We start from the raw sequence: 15,833 nt of genomic DNA, 5'->3' as shown, positions 1-15,833 counted from the left end.
GTCATGATCTGGGGAAATGAATGGGGCTACAACACGTGAGAATTGTTTGGTTGCCGCTCGCCGCTCAGGGCATTCTCTGGCCGATTGTGTTGAAGAAGTCGGCGCTGGGGTCGGCTGCCGATTGATGCTGAACGGGTCGCTGAGAGGGCGTTCGCCCTCATGCCGCCAGGGGCAGTGCTCCGGCCGGCATCAGCTTCGCCATTTTCCTGAGGTTCTGGGCGGTGGCTGCGAGGAGGAACTCGTCGCGGGCGCCGCATGGTCCTCGCAAGCGCAGGCGATCGAGTTTGAGGATGCGCTTCAGGTGCGCAAACAGCATCTCGACCTTCTTCCGCTCTCGTCGCGAGGTTACGTATGCATCGGTGGCGGCGATATCGCGCGCCATGTCGCGGGCGCCTTCGTGGATGGAGCGGAGGATCTTGCGAGCAGGATCTTTCGGACAGCACTTTGGCTTCAGGGAACAGGCGTCGCAGTCGCTCTTGATCGCCCGGTAGCGCATGAGGCCTTCAGGATCGATACCGTCGCGCGGCACCGCGAAGGGCCGTCGGAACTGCCGAAGTTCCTTGCCGCCCGGACAGATGTAGAGATCGCGATCGTGATCATAGGCGAAGTCGGAACGGCTGAAGGTGCCGTCGCGGCGCCGGGATTTGTCGAACACCGGAATATGCGGCTCGATACCTCGCTCGTGCACCAGCCAGGCCAGGTTCTCGGCCGAGCCATAGGCGGCGTCCGCTACCAGCTTCTCAGGCCATGTGCCGAACCTGTCCTGCGTGCGCCCGATCATAGTTCGCGCGGCGCCGACCTCGGCCTGCCGCACGGCCGTGGTCGCCTCGACGTCCATGATGACGGCATGCTTCAGATCGATCAGGTAGTTCGTCGCATAGGCGAAGAAGGCCTGCCCGCCATGGGCGGCCGTCCAGCGCGCGGCAGGATCGGCCGGCGAGATGAACTTGGGCACGACCGGTGTCGCCGCGCCGAAGGCGGCATCGTCCAGCACGGCCAGATACTCGCGCACCGCATGGTTGGCGGCCTCGGGCGCCAACCCGTCCTTGCCGGGTACGCCGTTCTGGCGATTGGCGTCGGCCTTGATCAGGCTGGCATCGACGGCAAACCCCTCGCCGCCAACCAGCCCCTCCGCCATGCAGCGCCTGACCGTGATCTCGAAGACCTCGCGCAGCAAATCGCTGTCGCGGAAGCGACCGTGCCGGTTCTTCGAGAAGGTGGAATGGTCGGGTACATCCCCCTCCAGGCCGAGCCGGCAAAACCAGCGATAGGCCAGGTTCAGATGGACCTCGTCGCAGAGCCTGCGCTCGGAGCGGATGCCGAAGCAGTAGCCGACGATCAGCATTCGGATCATCAGCTCGGGATCGATCGAAGGTCGGCCGGTTTCGCTGTAGAACGGGCGCAAATGCGCACGAATGCCGGACAGATCGACAAAGCGATCGATGGCGCGCAGCAGATGGTCCGCAGGGACGTGCCGTTCCAGGCTGAACTCGTAGAACAGTGCCTCCTGCGCAACCGTCCGCTCGCCCATCATCGCGCTGCCCTCCGCAGCGACGAATGAATCAGAACCTCAAGCTCCCAGCAACACCGACTTCTTCAACACAATCGGCCCTTAGCTGCCCTTCGCAGCGTCTGCTTGTGGGCAGTTGAGGCTTTGCATCCTGACCCCGCCGCTCATGCGGCGTTCTCGCCCTCAATCGAAAGCGGCCTTGCGCCGCGCCGTCTGCTCAACATGGGCGTGGCCATTTGGGCAATGGCCGCCCGTCTGGCGTGCAGAAACCGTGCGCGCGCCCGCCGCAGATCCATTGTTCGATCTGTTTGCCAACGGCGTCGCCTTCCTTCTGACGGTTGGCGGCATAGTGGCGGAGTTGCTCTCGCTCCAGTTTCTCTAGCTGTTTCAGCCATTCCGCGTAGGTTTTTCCCGTCATATGCGCCTCCCTAGCGCGCATCGCGTGCGGGCATTATCCGATGTGCAATGACTGCTGATCTATGCTCGTTGCGGCGGGACTATATGCACCTCGAGCATGGGCTGGTTGATCTCAATCAACTTCTTGGTCGCGCGCCCTATCCGCCTGTACCGCGCGCTCGGCCGGGAACAATTCGGCACGGCACAGGCTCTCGTCGATGCGTAGTGTTCAGGGACCAGTCATTTGCCCTGCCGGACGATGACACGCGGCGCGATGGTCGCCGCAGTGTCGATGAGCGTTTCCCGGAGGGGCAAGTTGAGACAGGACTGGTTTCATTGTGACGACTGCGGGTCGCCGGGCGTCTCAAATCGACATTCGGCGCATAGCATTCAATGGCAAGTCCATGATTCCAGCAACGTTCGCACAGAATCAAGCCTCATGAACCTCAAACGTATCCAATATTCATGCGCGGCAGAAATCGACTCACAATCACCAATAAACAACATATTCTGGTATCGGTTAAAGTCATTACCTGGCAGCATAAATTCGAATGGCGCCTGCAATAACAGCAGCCAAGACAGCAGAGATGGGTGTGACGCCCATTAAAATGTAAATTGCACCCCAGGAGAGCGCAATTGCTGCAACCAGGATCCTCAGGCTTGGCCATTTGGCGTTGCTCCACGTCAACGAATGGTCCTGCAGTTTGATGCTCTAGACATCGAAAGCCATAGTTGAAGCAAAGCTCCTCAGGGCGTACAAATTATTTTCGACATTCGGTGCGCAGCTATCACTGGCAAGCCCATGATCACCGGAGCGCAACTAAGGGCCGCACGCGCCCTTCTCGGGATCGATCAGCGCGGCCTTGCAGCGCTGTCCCAGCTTTCTGTGCCGACGATCCAGCGCATGGAAGGCAGCGACGGTGTGATCCGCGGGAATGTCGATTCACTGATGAAGCTGGTCGGCGCGCTGAACACGGCCGGAATCGAACTCATCGGAGAAGGAGCGCCGAGTCAGGGTGAGGGGCGCGGCGTTCGGCTCAAGGAAGCTGCCGCCAGTGCCGAACCACACTCCCGCAAAATGCCGCAGACGGCCAAGGCTAGAGCAGCCTAGGAGCAAGCGCGATGGTCACGATCGTCGGACTGTGGTGCGTGGCGGCGCTGCTGGGCATCGCGGGGGTCGGCATCGTCGCAAGCAATTGGCGCCAAGGGTCACGCATCGTCTATGGCGCGGCCGGCATCGCCAGTGCCATCGCGCTGATCACGGCGCTGCTCCATCTTGTCGAGGGGGCCGGCGCATCACCCGGCGTCGTATTGCCTCTTGGCCTGCCCTGGATCGGCGCGCATTTCCGCATGGACGCGCTGTCGGCCTTCTTCCTGGCCGTGATCAATCTCGGCGGAGCGGTCACTAGCCTCTACGGTATCGGCTACGGCCAGCACGAGCACGCCCCGCAACGCGTGCTGCCATTCTTTCCAGCGTTCCTTGCCGGCATGAATCTCGTCCTCCTGGCGGATGACGCCTTCAGTTTCCTGCTGTCCTGGGAATTCATGTCGCTTGCATCCTGGGCGCTGGTCATGGCGCATCACCAGGAGCGCGATAATATTCGCGCCGGCTACGTCTACATCGTGATGGCGAGTTTCGGCACCTTCGCCCTRCTGCTTGCCTTCGGCCTGCTGGCGGGGCCGGACGGAAGCTACGCTTTCGCATCGATCCGTGCTCACCATCTCCTACCGCTGCCCGCCGGGCTCGTCCTCGGCCTTGCACTGCTCGGCGCAGGCTCGAAAGCCGGCCTGGTGCCGTTGCACGTCTGGCTGCCGCTCGCCCATCCGGCTGCGCCGAGCCACGTCTCGGCGCTGATGAGCGGGGTGATGACCAAGGTCGCGGTCTATGGCTTCATCCGGATCGTTTTCGACCTGCTCGGCCCGACAGCCTGGTGGTGGAGTTTTCCCGTTCTGGCGATCGGCGGCTGGACCGCCGTGCTCGGCGTCCTCCATGCGCTGATGGAGAATGATCTCAAGCGTGTGCTCGCCTACAGTACGATCGAGAATATCGGCCTGATCTTCGTCGGGCTTGGCCTCGCACTCGCCTTCCGCGCGAACGACCTGTCCGCGGCGGGCGCGCTGGCGCTGACCGCGGCGCTGTTCCATGCCTTCAACCACGCTCTCTTCAAGAGTGCTCTGTTCTTCGGAGCCGGCGCCGTGCTCACCGCGACCGGCAAGCGCCAGATGGAGGATCTCGGGGGGCTGATCCACCGCATGCCTGTCACCAGCGCCGTGGTGCTGGTGGCCTGCGCCGCGATCTCAGCCCTGCCGCCCCTGAACGGCTTCGCCTCCGAATGGCTCGCCTTCCAGGCGGTCCTGCTCAGCCCGCAGCTTCCGCTATGGGGACTGAAGCTGCTCGTGCCTGCCGTCGGAGCGATGCTTGCCCTATCAGCCGCGCTCGCCGCAGCCTGCTTCGTCCGGGTCTTCGGGATCGTCTTTCTCGGCCGRCCCCGCACGCCGGCAGCGGAACAGGCCGCGGAGGTCGACCGCTTCTCGCTCAGTGCAATGGTCATCCTCGCCGGACTGTGCATTCTCGCCGGAATCCTGCCCGGTTTCGTGATCGACGCCATCGCGCCCGTGGTGCAGGGCGTCGTGGGCGGCCGGATGCCGACACAGGCCGGAATCGGCTGGCTCTCGATCGTGCCAATCGCCGAAAGCCGGAGCTCCTATAACGGCCTCCTGGTCTTCTGCTTCATCGCGGCGTCCGCTTCGCTCGCGGCCTACGCCATCCACCGCCTGGCCTCGCATGCGCTGCGCCGCGGACCGGCATGGGATTGCGGCTTTCCGCAATCCAGCCCGGCGACGCAATACACCGCCAGCAGCTTCGCCCAGCCGATCCGCCGCGTCTTCGGCGGCTACGCCTTTCAGGCCCGGGAACGCGTCGAGATGCCTCCGCCGGGAGACCTGCGTCCGGCCCGGTTCCAGGTCGATCTGCGCGATCTCGCCTGGGAGCTGATCTATATCCCCGTCACCAGCGCCGTCTCCGTCGCGGCCGAGCGGCTCAACCGGTTTCAGTTCCTGACCATCCGCCAATATCTCAGCCTGGTCTTCTCCGCCCTCGTCTTCCTTCTGCTGGTGCTGGCGCTATGGTCGTGATCGCGGATCTCGCCATTCAGGGCGCGCAGATGCTGCTGGTTCTGCTGCTGGCGCCGTTGCTCACCGGCTTCGTCCGCAAGGTGAAGGCGCGGCTGCTGCGCCGCCGCGGCGCGCCGATCGTGCAGCCTTACCGGGATCTCCTGCGGCTGCTGCGCAAGGAGGTGATCCTTGCCGAAAGCGCGTCCTGGCTCTTTCGGGTGATCCCCTACCTGATCTTCGCGGCGACTTGGGTGGCCGCTGCGCTCGTGCCGACCTTCGCGGCCGGCCTGCTGTTCAGCTGGTCCGCCGACCTGATCGCGATCATCGCCCTGCTCGGCAGCGCGCGGTTCTTTCTGGCCCTCGCAGGGATGGATGTCGGCACCAGCTTCGGCGGCATCGGCTCGAGCCGGGAGGTGATGATCGCGACGCTCGCCGAGCCTGCAATGATCATGATCGTGTTCACGCTGGCGCTCCTCGCCGGATCGACCCAGCTCTCGAACGTCGCGGGCTTCATGTTGTCCCCGTCGGTCGGCGTGCGGGTTTCGCTCGCGCTTGCGCTCGTCGCCCTCGTGATGGTGGCCATCGCCGAAAACGCGCGCATCCCGATCGATAATCCGGCGACACATCTCGAACTGACCATGGTCCACGAGGCGATGGTGCTGGAATATTCCGGGCGTCATCTCGCCATGATCGAGTTCGCGGCCTCGCTGAAGCTCCTGCTCTACATGTCGCTGATCAGCTGCGTGTTCCTGCCCTGGGGCCTGGCGCCGCCCGGTGCCAGCGCAAGCGCCCAGATCGCAGGCGTCGCGGCCTATATAGCCAAGCTTGCCCTCGGCGGCTTTCTGCTCGCCCTGTTCGAGACCACCATCGCCAAGATGCGGGTCTTCCGCGTGCCGGACTTCCTTGGAGCCGCCCTCATGCTCGGTCTGCTCGGGACCTTGCTGCTCTTCGTGTCGCGGAGCCTCTAGATGGGCAACCTGGCCTTCGATATCGCCCATTTGCTCGCTGGCGGCCTGGTGCTGGTCAGCCTGATGCTGCTGTATCAGGACCGTCTCTACGCGCTTCTCAACGTGTTCGCCCTGCAGGCGACCGTACTCGCCTTGTCGGTTGCCTGGCAGGCCTGGGTCCAGGGTGCCCCGCATCTCTACATCACCGCGATGATCGCACTTATCGTCAAAGCGATCGTGATCCCGGTCGCGCTGCATAGGATCATCGCCCGGCTCGGCATCCACCGCGAGATCGAGAACGTCGTCAGCATCGGCCCCACCATGCTGGCGGGCATCGGACTTGTCGCCCTGTCCATGGTGGTCATGCTGAAGGTGACGGCCGACGCCGACCCGCTCGCGCGGGAAGACCTGGCCTTTGCCCTATCCGTCATCTTGCTCGGCCTGCTGATGATGGTGACGCGCCGCAATGCGGTCAGTCAGGTCGTCGGCTTCATGTCGCTGGAGAACGGACTGATCCTCGCCGCGACCGGCGCCAAGGGCATGCCGTTGGTGGTCGAGATCAGCGTGGCCTTTTCCGTTCTCGTCGCCTTCATCGTCATCGGCATCTTCCTGTTTCGCATTCGCGAACGCTTCGACACCGTCGATGTCCACGCGCTCGATCGCTTCCGCKGGGACCAGCGATGAACCCGGTTCCGGTCGACGGCGTCACCCTGATCCTGGTCGTTCCCGCCGCGACGGCCGTCTTGCTCGCGCTGTYGCCAGGCTATCGCCTGTCGGCGCGGCTCAACATGCTCTCGGCCTTCCTGACCCTCCTCGCGGCGCTGTCCCTGTTCGCGTCGAAGCCCGAGCCCGGTCCCTACATCCTGGTCGACGATCTCAACATCGTCTTCGTCGTTCTCAACACTTTCGTCGGCTTCACCACCAGCGTCTTCAGCGCCAGTTACATCGCCCACGAGTTGGAGACGGAGCGGCTCACCCCGGCTCATTTGCGCTTCTACCACGCCATGTATCAGGCCCTGCTGTTCGCCATGAACCTGGCGCTGGTGGCCAATAATATCGGCCTGATGTGGGTGGCGATCGAGATGGCGACGCTCATCACGGTAATCATGGTCGGCATTTACCGCACCGACGCCGCGATCGAGGCGGCCTGGAAATACTTCATCCTCGGCAGCGTCGACATCGCGCTCGCGCTCTTCGGGACGATCCTCGTCTATATGGCCGCCCGCCCCGTGGTCGGCGAAGGTCTCGACGGCATGGTTTGGAGCGTGCTGATCCAACGCGTCTCTACCTTCGATCCCGCGCTGCTCAACCTCGCCTTCGTTTTCCTGCTGCTCGGCTACGGCACCAAAGTGGGCCTGGCACCATTGCACGCCTGGCTGCCGGATGCCCATGCCGAGGGTCCGACGCCGATTTCAGCCGTGCTTTCCGGCCTGCTGCTCAATGTCGCGCTCTATGCCGTCCTGCGTTTCAAGCTGCTGCTCGCGGCCAATCCGGCGGCGCTGACGCCCGGACCGTTGATGGTCACGCTGGGCCTGATCTCGCTCGTGTTCGCGGGCTTCATGCTCTATCGCCGCCGCGACATCAAACGGATGTTCGCCTATTCGTCGATCGAGCACATGGGCATCATCGTGTTCGCATTCGGCATGGGCGGGCCGCTGGCCAATTTCGCAGGCCTTCTGCACATGACGATGCACAGCCTGACAAAATCGGCGATCTTTTTCGCCGTTGGCCATATTGCCCAAGCCAAGGGCACGCAGAAGATCGCCGACATCAGCGGCCTGACGGTGACCCACCCTCTCCTCGGCTGGGGCCTCGTCGTCGGTGTCGTCGCCATCGCCGGAATGCCCCCGCTCGGCATTTTCATGAGCGAGTTCCTGGTGGTCAGCTCGACCTTCGCCCGCGAGCCCTTGCTTGCGTTGCCGCTGGTCGTGGGATTGCTCGTCGCTTTCGGCGCCCTTCTGCTGCGGGTGCATGGGCTGGCATTCGGCGAGCCCACTGGCAGCAGCGAGCCGGTGCAGGCATCCTATCTGCCGATGATAGGACATCTCGGCCTCGTCCTGATGGCGGGCATCTACCTGCCGCCACCGCTCGTCGCTTGGTTCCGGCACGTCGCAAGCTTGCTCGGATAGGATGGGAGGACTGAGCGGATGCCGACGCTGCTCGACATGGTCGCGACCGGCCGCCTGATCGAAGCGCATCGACCATGCCCGCGGGTCGTGGTGAGCCAATCCCTCTGGCAGACCGTGATGTTGTGGCTTGCCCAAGGGCATTGCACCTTGCTCGGGCTTTGGGGGGAGGCCGAAGCGGTTCACATGGCCCTCCTCGACGAGGACGGAGGAAGCGTCGTTGTTGTCACGATGCCGCTGACCGAGGGACCGGTCCCCTCGGTCAGCCAGGTCCATCCTCCGGCCCTCCGCCTGGAGCGCACGCTCCGGGATCTGTTCGGGATCGAGCCGGCGGGGCTGCCGGATGCACGGCCCTGGCTCGATCATGGTCGGTGGGAGCTGCGCAAGCCATTGGCTCACCATACCGAAGCAGCCGGAGAGCCGGCAGCCTATCCATTCCTCGGCGCGGAAGGCGAAGGCTTGCATCAGATTCCGGTCGGCCCGGTGCACGCAGGCATCATCGAGCCGGGCCATTTTCGCTTCACCGCCAATGGCGAGACGGTGGTGCGGCTCGAGGAGCGGCTGGGTTACACCCACAAGGGCATCGAGTCGCTGATGGCGGGCGCCTCCATCGAACAGGCCGCGCGCCTCGCCGGCCGCACCTCGGGCGACAGCACGGTCGCCTATGCGTTCGCATTCGCCCGGGCCGTCGAAACGGCGCTTGGCGTCGACGTGCCGCCGCGCGCCGTCTGGCTGCGGGCCCTGATGGCCGAGCTCGAGCGTCTCGCCAATCATTTCGGAGATATCGGCGCGATCTGCAACGACGCCGCCTTCGCGCTCCTGCATGCCCATACCAGCGTCCTGCGCGAGCGCGTGCTGCGGACCGCGGCTGCCTGCTTCGGGCACCGCCTGATGATGGACTGCATCGTGCCCGGCGGCAGCGCTGCAGATCTCACTGCGGAGGGCGCCGGGCAAATCCGCGAATTGGCCGGTATCGCCGGGAAGGCCTTTCCGGCGCTGGTCGAGCTCTATGACAATACCGCCTCGCTTCAGGACAGGACGGTCGGAACCGGGTTTCTCAGCCCGACGCTGGCCCGGCACTATGGTTGCGGAGGCTATGTCGGTCGGGCATCCGGGCGGAACTTCGATGCCCGCCGCGACCTCGCCTATGCGCCCTATGACAGTTTGCGCTTCGATGTTCCCGTGCGCGGCGATGGCGATGTCAATGCACGGGTCTGGATCCGCATCCAGGAGGTCCTGCAGAGCCTCGCACTGATCGAGCAGATTCTCGACGCCTTACCGGCGGGCGGCGAGCTGCGCGCGCCTTTGGGAGCGACGGGCAAGCCTGCCGAGGGTCTGGCGCTGGTCGAAGGGTTCCGTGGCGATGTTCTCGCCTGGCTGCGCCTGCGGGCCGACGGGAGCGTCGACCGCTGCCATTTGCGCGATCCGTCCTGGTTCCAGTGGCCTGTGCTGGAGGCGGCGATCGAGGGCAACATCGTCGCCGATTTCCCCCTCTGCAACAAATCGTTCAACTGCTCCTATTCCGGGCACGACCTCTAGGTAGGCGCCATGCGGAAGATCCTGTTCGAAAGCCTCGTCAAGGCCCCGCTCACCGAACCCATCCGCAGCGAGGCCGACGCCGAGATCGCCGCGCTCGCAGCCCAGCTCGACCACGCCACCCGAACCAGGCTCGGCCACAGCCTGTCCATCCGGCAGGTCGATGCCGGCTCGTGCAATGGCTGCGAACTTGAGATCCATGCCCTCGGCAACGCCTTCTACGATCTGGAGCGTTTTGGATTGAGGTTCGTCGCCTCGCCGCGGCATGCCGACGTCCTGCTCGTGACCGGGCCCGTCACCAGGAACATGAGCGAAGCTCTGCTGAGGACCTACCAAGCGACTCCCGCGCCCAAATGGGTCGTGGCCGCCGGAGCCTGCGCTTGCGATGGCGGCGTCTTCGCCAGCGGCTATGCCTGCCTCGGCGGCGTCTCGGCGGTCGTTCCGGTCGACCTGCGCATTCCCGGCTGCCCGCCGACCCCGGTCGCATTGCTCAAGGGGCTGCTTGCACTCATGGTGTACGGTAAGGCAGGCGCCTCGCTGTGACGCTCGCGGCCCGCCGCCAGAGCATGCTCTAAGCTATGAGAGTCGATCACGCTGCGTTTGGACGATTTAGTCCGAACGCAGCGTGATCGAGCGTAGCCGCGGGCGCCGGATGGACCAGCTCTGGAATTCCGCGGCGATGACCGCGGGAAAGGAGTCCTCATCCAGCTCGAGCCGACGCTCCGGCGCACACATGATGACGGCGTTGCGTTCCGGTTCTCCAACGGCTTCGTCGATGATCCAGCCATTCAGATCCGGTCCTGTCAGGTCGGCCGTGATCTGATCGGGCAGCGGATTCAGGTCGTGATCGACCAGGAGATTCATCGCAATTCGCCCGGAATGCGTCAGAGCACGGCGCAACGCCTGGCAGGTCTGGCGATCGAACGCGTCCCCGAACCGAAAGTCCATGCCGCCGACATCGATCGCGATGCCGTCGAAGCAGCCAGTCGTTCCGCCGAGAAAGTCCTTGAAATCGGCTACGACGCAGCGAACCCCGGGCGGCATCCAGAAATACTCCTGCGCGAGCCTGAAGCTGAGCGGATTATGGTCGACGGTCGTGACCGTCTTTCCCTGCCGGTGCAGCATCGTCGCGAGCGTGCCGCCGGCGCATCCGAGCAACAGCACATTCGTCGCCGGCCGAAGAAAATTGCTCATCAGGTGAACATAGGTGAAACAGCTTTCGCCGCTCGGCAGGGCATGGCTTTGGAATGCGTTGCCTTCGTAGTAGCGGCGGGCCCCGGTCGCCTTGTCCTCTATGATGCAAATCGTACCATGCGCCCCGTCGAAATAGCCCAACGTCCGCATTGCCCAGTCCCGTTGCGAGGGCTCCCATTCGGATGCCCGCGAACTGCACCCGGCATCAATAGTGATGCCTCGAACATCACAAATCACCATCAGGATAGCGATCCTGATGGTGGAATGCCAATCCAGATCATTGCCAACGATGCGGCTCGGACATGTCCAGGGCCAGCGGATCGGAGGCTGCGGCCGAGATCACCMACGAGGATCGTCGGCCTTGGACGTCACGCGTCGCCTGCCGATGAAATCCGCTAGCATCGGCACTCCCGCCAGCAGCAGGAGCAGGATCGCCAACGGAATCGTCGTGACGAAACCAAGGTGATTGAAGCCGAGGGCGCCCACAACGCCACCGACGAAGAACGAACCGAGCAACGAACCGAGCAAGCGTAGCTTCGCGCGATCGGCCAGGACGCGGCCGTCAGCAGGGCCGGATGTCCTGTTCCAATAAAACAGCTTCCCCAACTCGATGCCGATATCCGTGACCACGCCCGTCATGTGCGTCGTACGCATGCGGGCGCGCGAGATCTTGGTGATGATCGCGTTCTGCAGCCCCATGATGAAGCAAAGGAGCGGCACGGCGACAAACAGGAAAAACGGCACATGGTCGCGGACACTGCCGATGAGGCCGAAGCTCAGAAGCAGCCCCGCCTCGAACAGGAGCGGGAAGGCATATTGGCCGCCGGCATGATGCCGCCGGCCCCAGTTGATCAAAACCGCCGAGCAGGCCGCGCCGATGACGAACGACAGGAAGGCGCCGATGCCGCCAAGCACGAGACCGACGCCACCCAGGGCAAGATTATCTGCCATGGACGAGATCATGCCGGACATATGAGAGGTGTACTGGCCCACGGCGAGAAAGCCGCCCGCATTCACGGCGCCAGCGACGAAACACAGCGCCAGTCCAAGCTGGGCGTCTGTTGTGTCATTGCGTTCGGAACCGACCACATCTCGCAAATGCTCGATCAATCGCGATGCCGAAGGGCGTCTTGAATCCGCTTTCAAATGAACATTCATCGACGAGCCGACGGCCCCTGCGCTCATGGAGAAAATTGGAATAAGCATATTGTGGGCCACTTCGCCAAGAAACGCGTGCCACCACTTTGTTGCGGAGCGCCCTTATTTTGGGCCCCTGCCACACCGATATGCTGTTCATTGGGAGCAGCCTCGTGCGGCACGCGTGACGCCCACGCCTCTACTCGCGCTTTGCTGCCGCGGGGGAGGATGCAATGTACCAACACATTCTGGTTCCCACAGACGGTTCGCCCTTGTCGGCCGAAGCTGTCGATCGGGCCATACAACTCGCCAAATCCCTTAAGGCTCGACTGACGTTCCTGACTGTCACGCAGCCCTTTCACGTATTCGCTGCTGCACCCGGCATGTGACCGCAACGCTGGCAGAATATCGGGAGAGCACCAAAGCGCGAGCGCAGCAATATCTCGCAGCGGCCGGCCCAGGACAAGGCCGCGACCGCGGATGTGCCCAGCGATGCTCTCCAGGTGGAGAACGAGCACCCTTATCAGGCGATTATCGACACCGCGGCCAAGCGAGGTTGCGACCTGATCGCCATGCCTCGCACGGCCGTCGCGGCATCGCCGCGATCGTGCTCGGCAGCGAGACGGTGAAGGTCCTGACCCATTCCAAGATCCCGGTGCTCGTCTATCGCTGAGGCCCGGCCTCAGCTCAAGTGTCCGCCGTCCGCGCCCTTGAGACCATTTAGGGGTTTTCGGGCAGGGAGGATTTCTGGATCATCGCAGCCATTTTGGAGCGAAGATGAGACAGAAATCCGGGCCGAAGAAAGCGCCGGCAGAGCAGGGCGTGAAGGACATTCGGCGCGCGACGTGCCGACAGTTCTCGGCCGAAGAGAAGATCGGTATCGTGCTGGAAGGCTGCGCTGGAGAGCATTGCCGAGCCGTGCCGGTGCGAGGGGATCGCCTCGTCGATGTATTGCTGGCAAGCGGCGCCAGGCGGCTTGTCGAGGACGGCCGCCCGGTTGATCGGCGCAACCGGTTGTTCCAGGTGGAAGCGGTGGCAGAGTCAGGTTTCCGGCAGCAATCCAACTTCCGCATATGGCGCACGGCCGACGGGTAGCCGAAGTGCGAGCGCAACGGCCGGGTCGGGTGGATAGCCGAAGTTCGCCAGTGCCGCGCCCCAGGACCGGATGCGCCATAGGACTAACCCGCTCTCGCGGGAGGGCGCTGCAGCGTAGTCCGCGGCGAGATTTCGCATGCGCTGCATCCGAGGATTTCGGGGTCGTTCCCCCTGATCCTTGGAGGCCTCCATGACCGATCCCGTCACCGTCAGCCCGCTGCGCCAGCGGATGATCGAGGACATGACGATCCGCCAGTTCGGCGAGCACACGCAGCGCGACTATGTCCGGCAGGTCCGCGCGTTCACGGCCTTCCTCGGCTGCTCGCCCGACCGGGCCGAGCCAGAAGATCTGCGTCGCTACCAGCTGCACCTGGCGTCGTTGGACGCGAGCTATGCCCGGATGAATCAGGCCTGCATGGCGCTGCGATTCTTTTTCCACGTCACGCTCGGCCGGGCCGGCTTCGGTGACCGCATCGCGCGGATCCCGACGCCGGAGCGGCTGCCGGTGGTGCTGAGCACCGAGGAGGTCGCGCTTCTGCTGGCCCACGCGCGCAGCCTGAAGGACCAGGCGGCGCTCAGCATCGCCTATGGCTGCGGCCTGCGCGCCTCCGAGATCGCCCACCTCAAGGTCGCCGACATCGACAGCGCCCGCATGCTGATCCGGGTCGAGCAGGGCAAGGGCCGCAAGGACCGCTATGTCATGCTGGCGCCCGACCTGCTCGATCTGCTGCGGCAATGGTGGCGGATGAAGCGGCCGCGCGGCTGGCTCTTCCCCGGTCAGCAGCCGGGCCAGCCGGTCACGACGCGCCAGCTCAACCGGGCCTGCCATGCCGCGGCCGAGGCGGCGAAGCTCGACAAGCGCGTGTCCATGCACACGCTGCGGCACAGCTTCGCGACGCATCTGCTGGAACGGAAGACCGATATCCGGGTGATCCAGGTCCTGCTCGGCCCCAGGAAGCTCGACACCACCGCTCAGGACGCTGCGCGAGGTCGAAAGCCCGCTCGCCCTGCTGGCGCCGCCGCCACCGCCGTAACGGTCCGCGCCTCATGGCGCGGCCCCCATTGGAGGTCGCGGATATCCTGAACCGGCATGGCGACGCCTTCCTCGCGCGCCATCGTCTCAGCCGCGGCCAGCTCAAGGTGATCGGGGTGATCCGGGCCTGCCGGACGGCTGCGCTCGGCGGCCATGTCATGCGCTGCGGCGCCTGCGATCACGCGACGATCGCCTACAACTCCTTGTATGGGGATTTTTCTGTCAAGCTTTCCGCATGCCTTTCTAACCTCCAGACTGTCTGGGCCTCGACCGGGCGTACTGCGAACAATTCGAGGGGAGCCTGCCATCAGGCGCAAAGCATTGCGCCGCGACCTTGTATTCGGTTGGATCCGCAACGGGTCCGGACCATGAAGCAGTCAATGGCTTCGGCAGCAAGGCTCCGAGGCGGCGGGCCCATTCTGCCGACGGCATTGGAGCCATGGAGTTGTTCGGGTCACCGCCACCTCGAATCGCTACACCTGGTTCGGCGCGACAGTCGACCTGTCACGCGAGGACCAAGCCGTGTGTTTAGGGCGTTTGTCGCAACACGACGCCCGCTGGGACTTCACCGATGGTGACCATGCGCCACAGTGCAATGAGAAGTTTGCGAGCAAGTGCCACGATCATTGTTGTTTTACGCGCGCCCTTCGGGCCATCGGTCCGCGCCCGGTACCATTGCGCAAGCGCGCTTTCCTTCTGGAATCTCAACAACCGCCACGCGAGTTGGATCAAGCCGCGGCGCACGCGGGCATTGCCCGCTTTGGCCAATCCCTTCTCCCGTCGTCGCTTGCCACTCTCGTCGGGCGAGCCCGTAAGGCCAACGTAACGGGCCACGGCCCGTCGGTCTCGAAGGTTTCGAGACAAGACCTCCTGAACCAACATGTCCGCCGTTTCCAGGCCGACGCCGACGACGCGGGCCAACAGGCGCACCATGGCGTGTGGCCCCGCTGCCGGTGCTTGTTCCAGGCGCACGAGGCGGGCCTGTTCGATCACATCGATTTGTTCTCGCACCACCGCGAGCCGGACCATGTCGCGTCGGATCTCGTCGCGCGTGTTCGGTGGGATCGGCACGCCCTCCGGCGTGCGTAAAGCGTCGAGCCGTTGCGGCGCCTTTCGCAATGTCGGCTTGAATCCGCGGATGCCGAGCCGGGCTAGGGCCGCCTTCATCCGGTTGACGATCCGTGTGCGCTCACCGACCAGGCTTTCCCGTTCGCGGCTAGGACGCTTGGCATCCTCTTGCTCGAGGGTTGGGATCGCTACCATCCGGCAGTGCCCGCGCTCGCCGCGTAGCCATCCCAGGAACACACGCATGAGCATTGCCGTGTCCAGCCGATCGGTCTTCGCTCGGCGATGCTCGCGTGACACGGCGACGCTGGTCGAATGAACAACGTGCACCTCGATGTCGCGAGCCTGCAGCCATCGCGCCAGCCAAAACCCGTCGCGTCCCGCCTCAAAGGCGACGGTAATCTGCCAATCGTCCTGCCTGCCCGCACAGCCTCTACCCGCCAACGCTCCAGCAGCCGCAGGAGTGCGATCGGATCGGGCTCCTGCTTCTTCAGGGGTTCGCGCTCAACACCAGGAATCAAGCCAGCCACGAGCCAGCTGGCCTCGCTCAGCTCAATGACCGCTGTCAGAGTGGTATTCTGATCAAAAGGAGCAAGGGAACGGCTCAGATCACTTATTGGGGTCATGGGCACATCCATTCGTTTCTGGCAACGACGGTGGCACCATTTCACGCCTTCGCC

The 15,833-nt window shown here is 64.1% G+C and carries 13 protein-coding genes and 4 pseudogenes; 12 read left to right on the top strand and 5 right to left on the bottom strand.

Features of this window, described 5'->3' with window-relative positions; all coding sequences use genetic code 11:
- Window positions 1-157: 157 nt before the first annotated feature.
- Both AC1DRP_RS05525 and AC1DRP_RS05520 read right to left on the bottom strand, forming a co-directional pair.
- Window positions 158-1,534: a transposase gene (locus AC1DRP_RS05525; protein WP_476768012.1), complete on the bottom strand. Its 1,377-nt coding sequence runs from the start codon at window positions 1,532-1,534 to the stop codon at window positions 158-160.
- A 193-nt stretch (window positions 1,535-1,727) separates the two neighbouring features.
- On the bottom strand, window positions 1,728-1,928 hold the full coding sequence (locus AC1DRP_RS05520) for a hypothetical protein (RefSeq protein WP_476768011.1): 201 nt from the start codon (window positions 1,926-1,928) through the stop codon (window positions 1,728-1,730).
- A 780-nt stretch (window positions 1,929-2,708) separates the two neighbouring features.
- Between AC1DRP_RS05520 and AC1DRP_RS05515 the strand changes: the two genes are divergently transcribed.
- From AC1DRP_RS05515 to AC1DRP_RS05485, 7 genes are read left to right on the top strand one after another with little or no spacing between them, the layout of a single operon-like run.
- On the top strand, window positions 2,709-3,017 hold the full coding sequence (locus tag AC1DRP_RS05515) for a helix-turn-helix domain-containing protein (RefSeq protein WP_476768010.1): 309 nt from the start codon (window positions 2,709-2,711) through the stop codon (window positions 3,015-3,017).
- 11 nt (window positions 3,018-3,028) lie between these two features.
- On the top strand, window positions 3,029-5,041 hold the full coding sequence (gene hyfB, locus AC1DRP_RS05510) for a hydrogenase 4 subunit B (RefSeq protein WP_476768009.1): 2,013 nt from the start codon (window positions 3,029-3,031) through the stop codon (window positions 5,039-5,041).
- Complete coding sequence (locus AC1DRP_RS05505) at window positions 5,032-5,988, top strand: respiratory chain complex I subunit 1 family protein (protein WP_476768008.1); 957 nt, start codon at window positions 5,032-5,034, stop codon at window positions 5,986-5,988. Before hyfB ends, AC1DRP_RS05505 begins: the two co-directional genes overlap by 10 nt.
- Window positions 5,989-6,651 (top strand): hydrogenase-4 component E, encoded by a 663-nt coding sequence (locus tag AC1DRP_RS05500; RefSeq protein ID WP_476768007.1) that lies wholly within the window; start codon window positions 5,989-5,991, stop codon window positions 6,649-6,651.
- Entirely contained in the window at window positions 6,648-8,096 is a 1,449-nt protein-coding gene (locus AC1DRP_RS05495) for a hydrogenase 4 subunit F (RefSeq protein ID WP_476768006.1), read from the top strand. Before AC1DRP_RS05500 ends, AC1DRP_RS05495 begins: the two co-directional genes overlap by 4 nt.
- 18 nt (window positions 8,097-8,114) lie before the next feature.
- Window positions 8,115-9,632, top strand: coding sequence for a hydrogenase large subunit (locus AC1DRP_RS05490; protein ID WP_476768005.1), 1,518 nt, complete (start codon window positions 8,115-8,117; stop codon window positions 9,630-9,632).
- Window positions 9,633-9,641: 9 nt separating this feature from the next.
- Window positions 9,642-10,172, top strand: coding sequence for an NADH-quinone oxidoreductase subunit B family protein (locus AC1DRP_RS05485; protein ID WP_476768004.1), 531 nt, complete (start codon window positions 9,642-9,644; stop codon window positions 10,170-10,172).
- Between the two features lie 66 nt (window positions 10,173-10,238).
- On the opposite strand, the gene AC1DRP_RS05480 is transcribed toward AC1DRP_RS05485, so the two are convergent.
- Entirely contained in the window at window positions 10,239-10,973 is a 735-nt protein-coding gene (locus tag AC1DRP_RS05480; protein ID WP_476768003.1) for a spermidine synthase, read from the bottom strand.
- Window positions 10,974-11,213: 240 nt separating this feature from the next.
- Window positions 11,214-11,981: pseudogene (locus tag AC1DRP_RS05475) on the bottom strand (YoaK family protein); the annotation flags it as partial.
- Between the two features lie 212 nt (window positions 11,982-12,193).
- Here AC1DRP_RS05475 and AC1DRP_RS05470 point away from each other — a divergent pair.
- From AC1DRP_RS05470 to AC1DRP_RS05450, 5 genes and pseudogenes are all read left to right on the top strand, one after another.
- Window positions 12,194-12,349: a universal stress protein gene (locus AC1DRP_RS05470; RefSeq protein WP_476768002.1), complete on the top strand. Its 156-nt coding sequence runs from the start codon at window positions 12,194-12,196 to the stop codon at window positions 12,347-12,349.
- 167 nt (window positions 12,350-12,516) lie between these two features.
- Window positions 12,517-12,633, top strand: a complete 117-nt coding sequence (locus tag AC1DRP_RS05465) for a universal stress protein (RefSeq protein WP_476768001.1) — start codon at window positions 12,517-12,519, stop codon at window positions 12,631-12,633.
- A 104-nt stretch (window positions 12,634-12,737) separates the two neighbouring features.
- Window positions 12,738-12,912 (top strand): annotated as a pseudogene (locus AC1DRP_RS05460) (IS3 family transposase); the annotation flags it as partial.
- A gap of 333 nt (window positions 12,913-13,245) precedes the next feature.
- Complete coding sequence (locus AC1DRP_RS05455) at window positions 13,246-14,139, top strand: tyrosine-type recombinase/integrase (RefSeq protein ID WP_476768000.1); 894 nt, start codon at window positions 13,246-13,248, stop codon at window positions 14,137-14,139.
- Window positions 14,103-14,291 (top strand): annotated as a pseudogene (locus tag AC1DRP_RS05450) (transposase zinc-binding domain-containing protein); the annotation flags it as partial. The gene AC1DRP_RS05455 and the pseudogene AC1DRP_RS05450, both read left to right, overlap by 37 nt.
- A 325-nt stretch (window positions 14,292-14,616) precedes the next feature.
- Here the strand turns inward: AC1DRP_RS05450 and AC1DRP_RS05445 are convergent.
- Window positions 14,617-15,779: pseudogene (locus tag AC1DRP_RS05445) on the bottom strand (IS110 family RNA-guided transposase).
- Window positions 15,780-15,833 lie beyond the last annotated feature (54 nt).

The organism is Allobosea sp. 01N443 (genome assembly GCF_056399325.1).
Note: the sequence above shows the minus strand (reverse complement) of the source record. Positions and strands in the feature narration are given on the sequence as shown.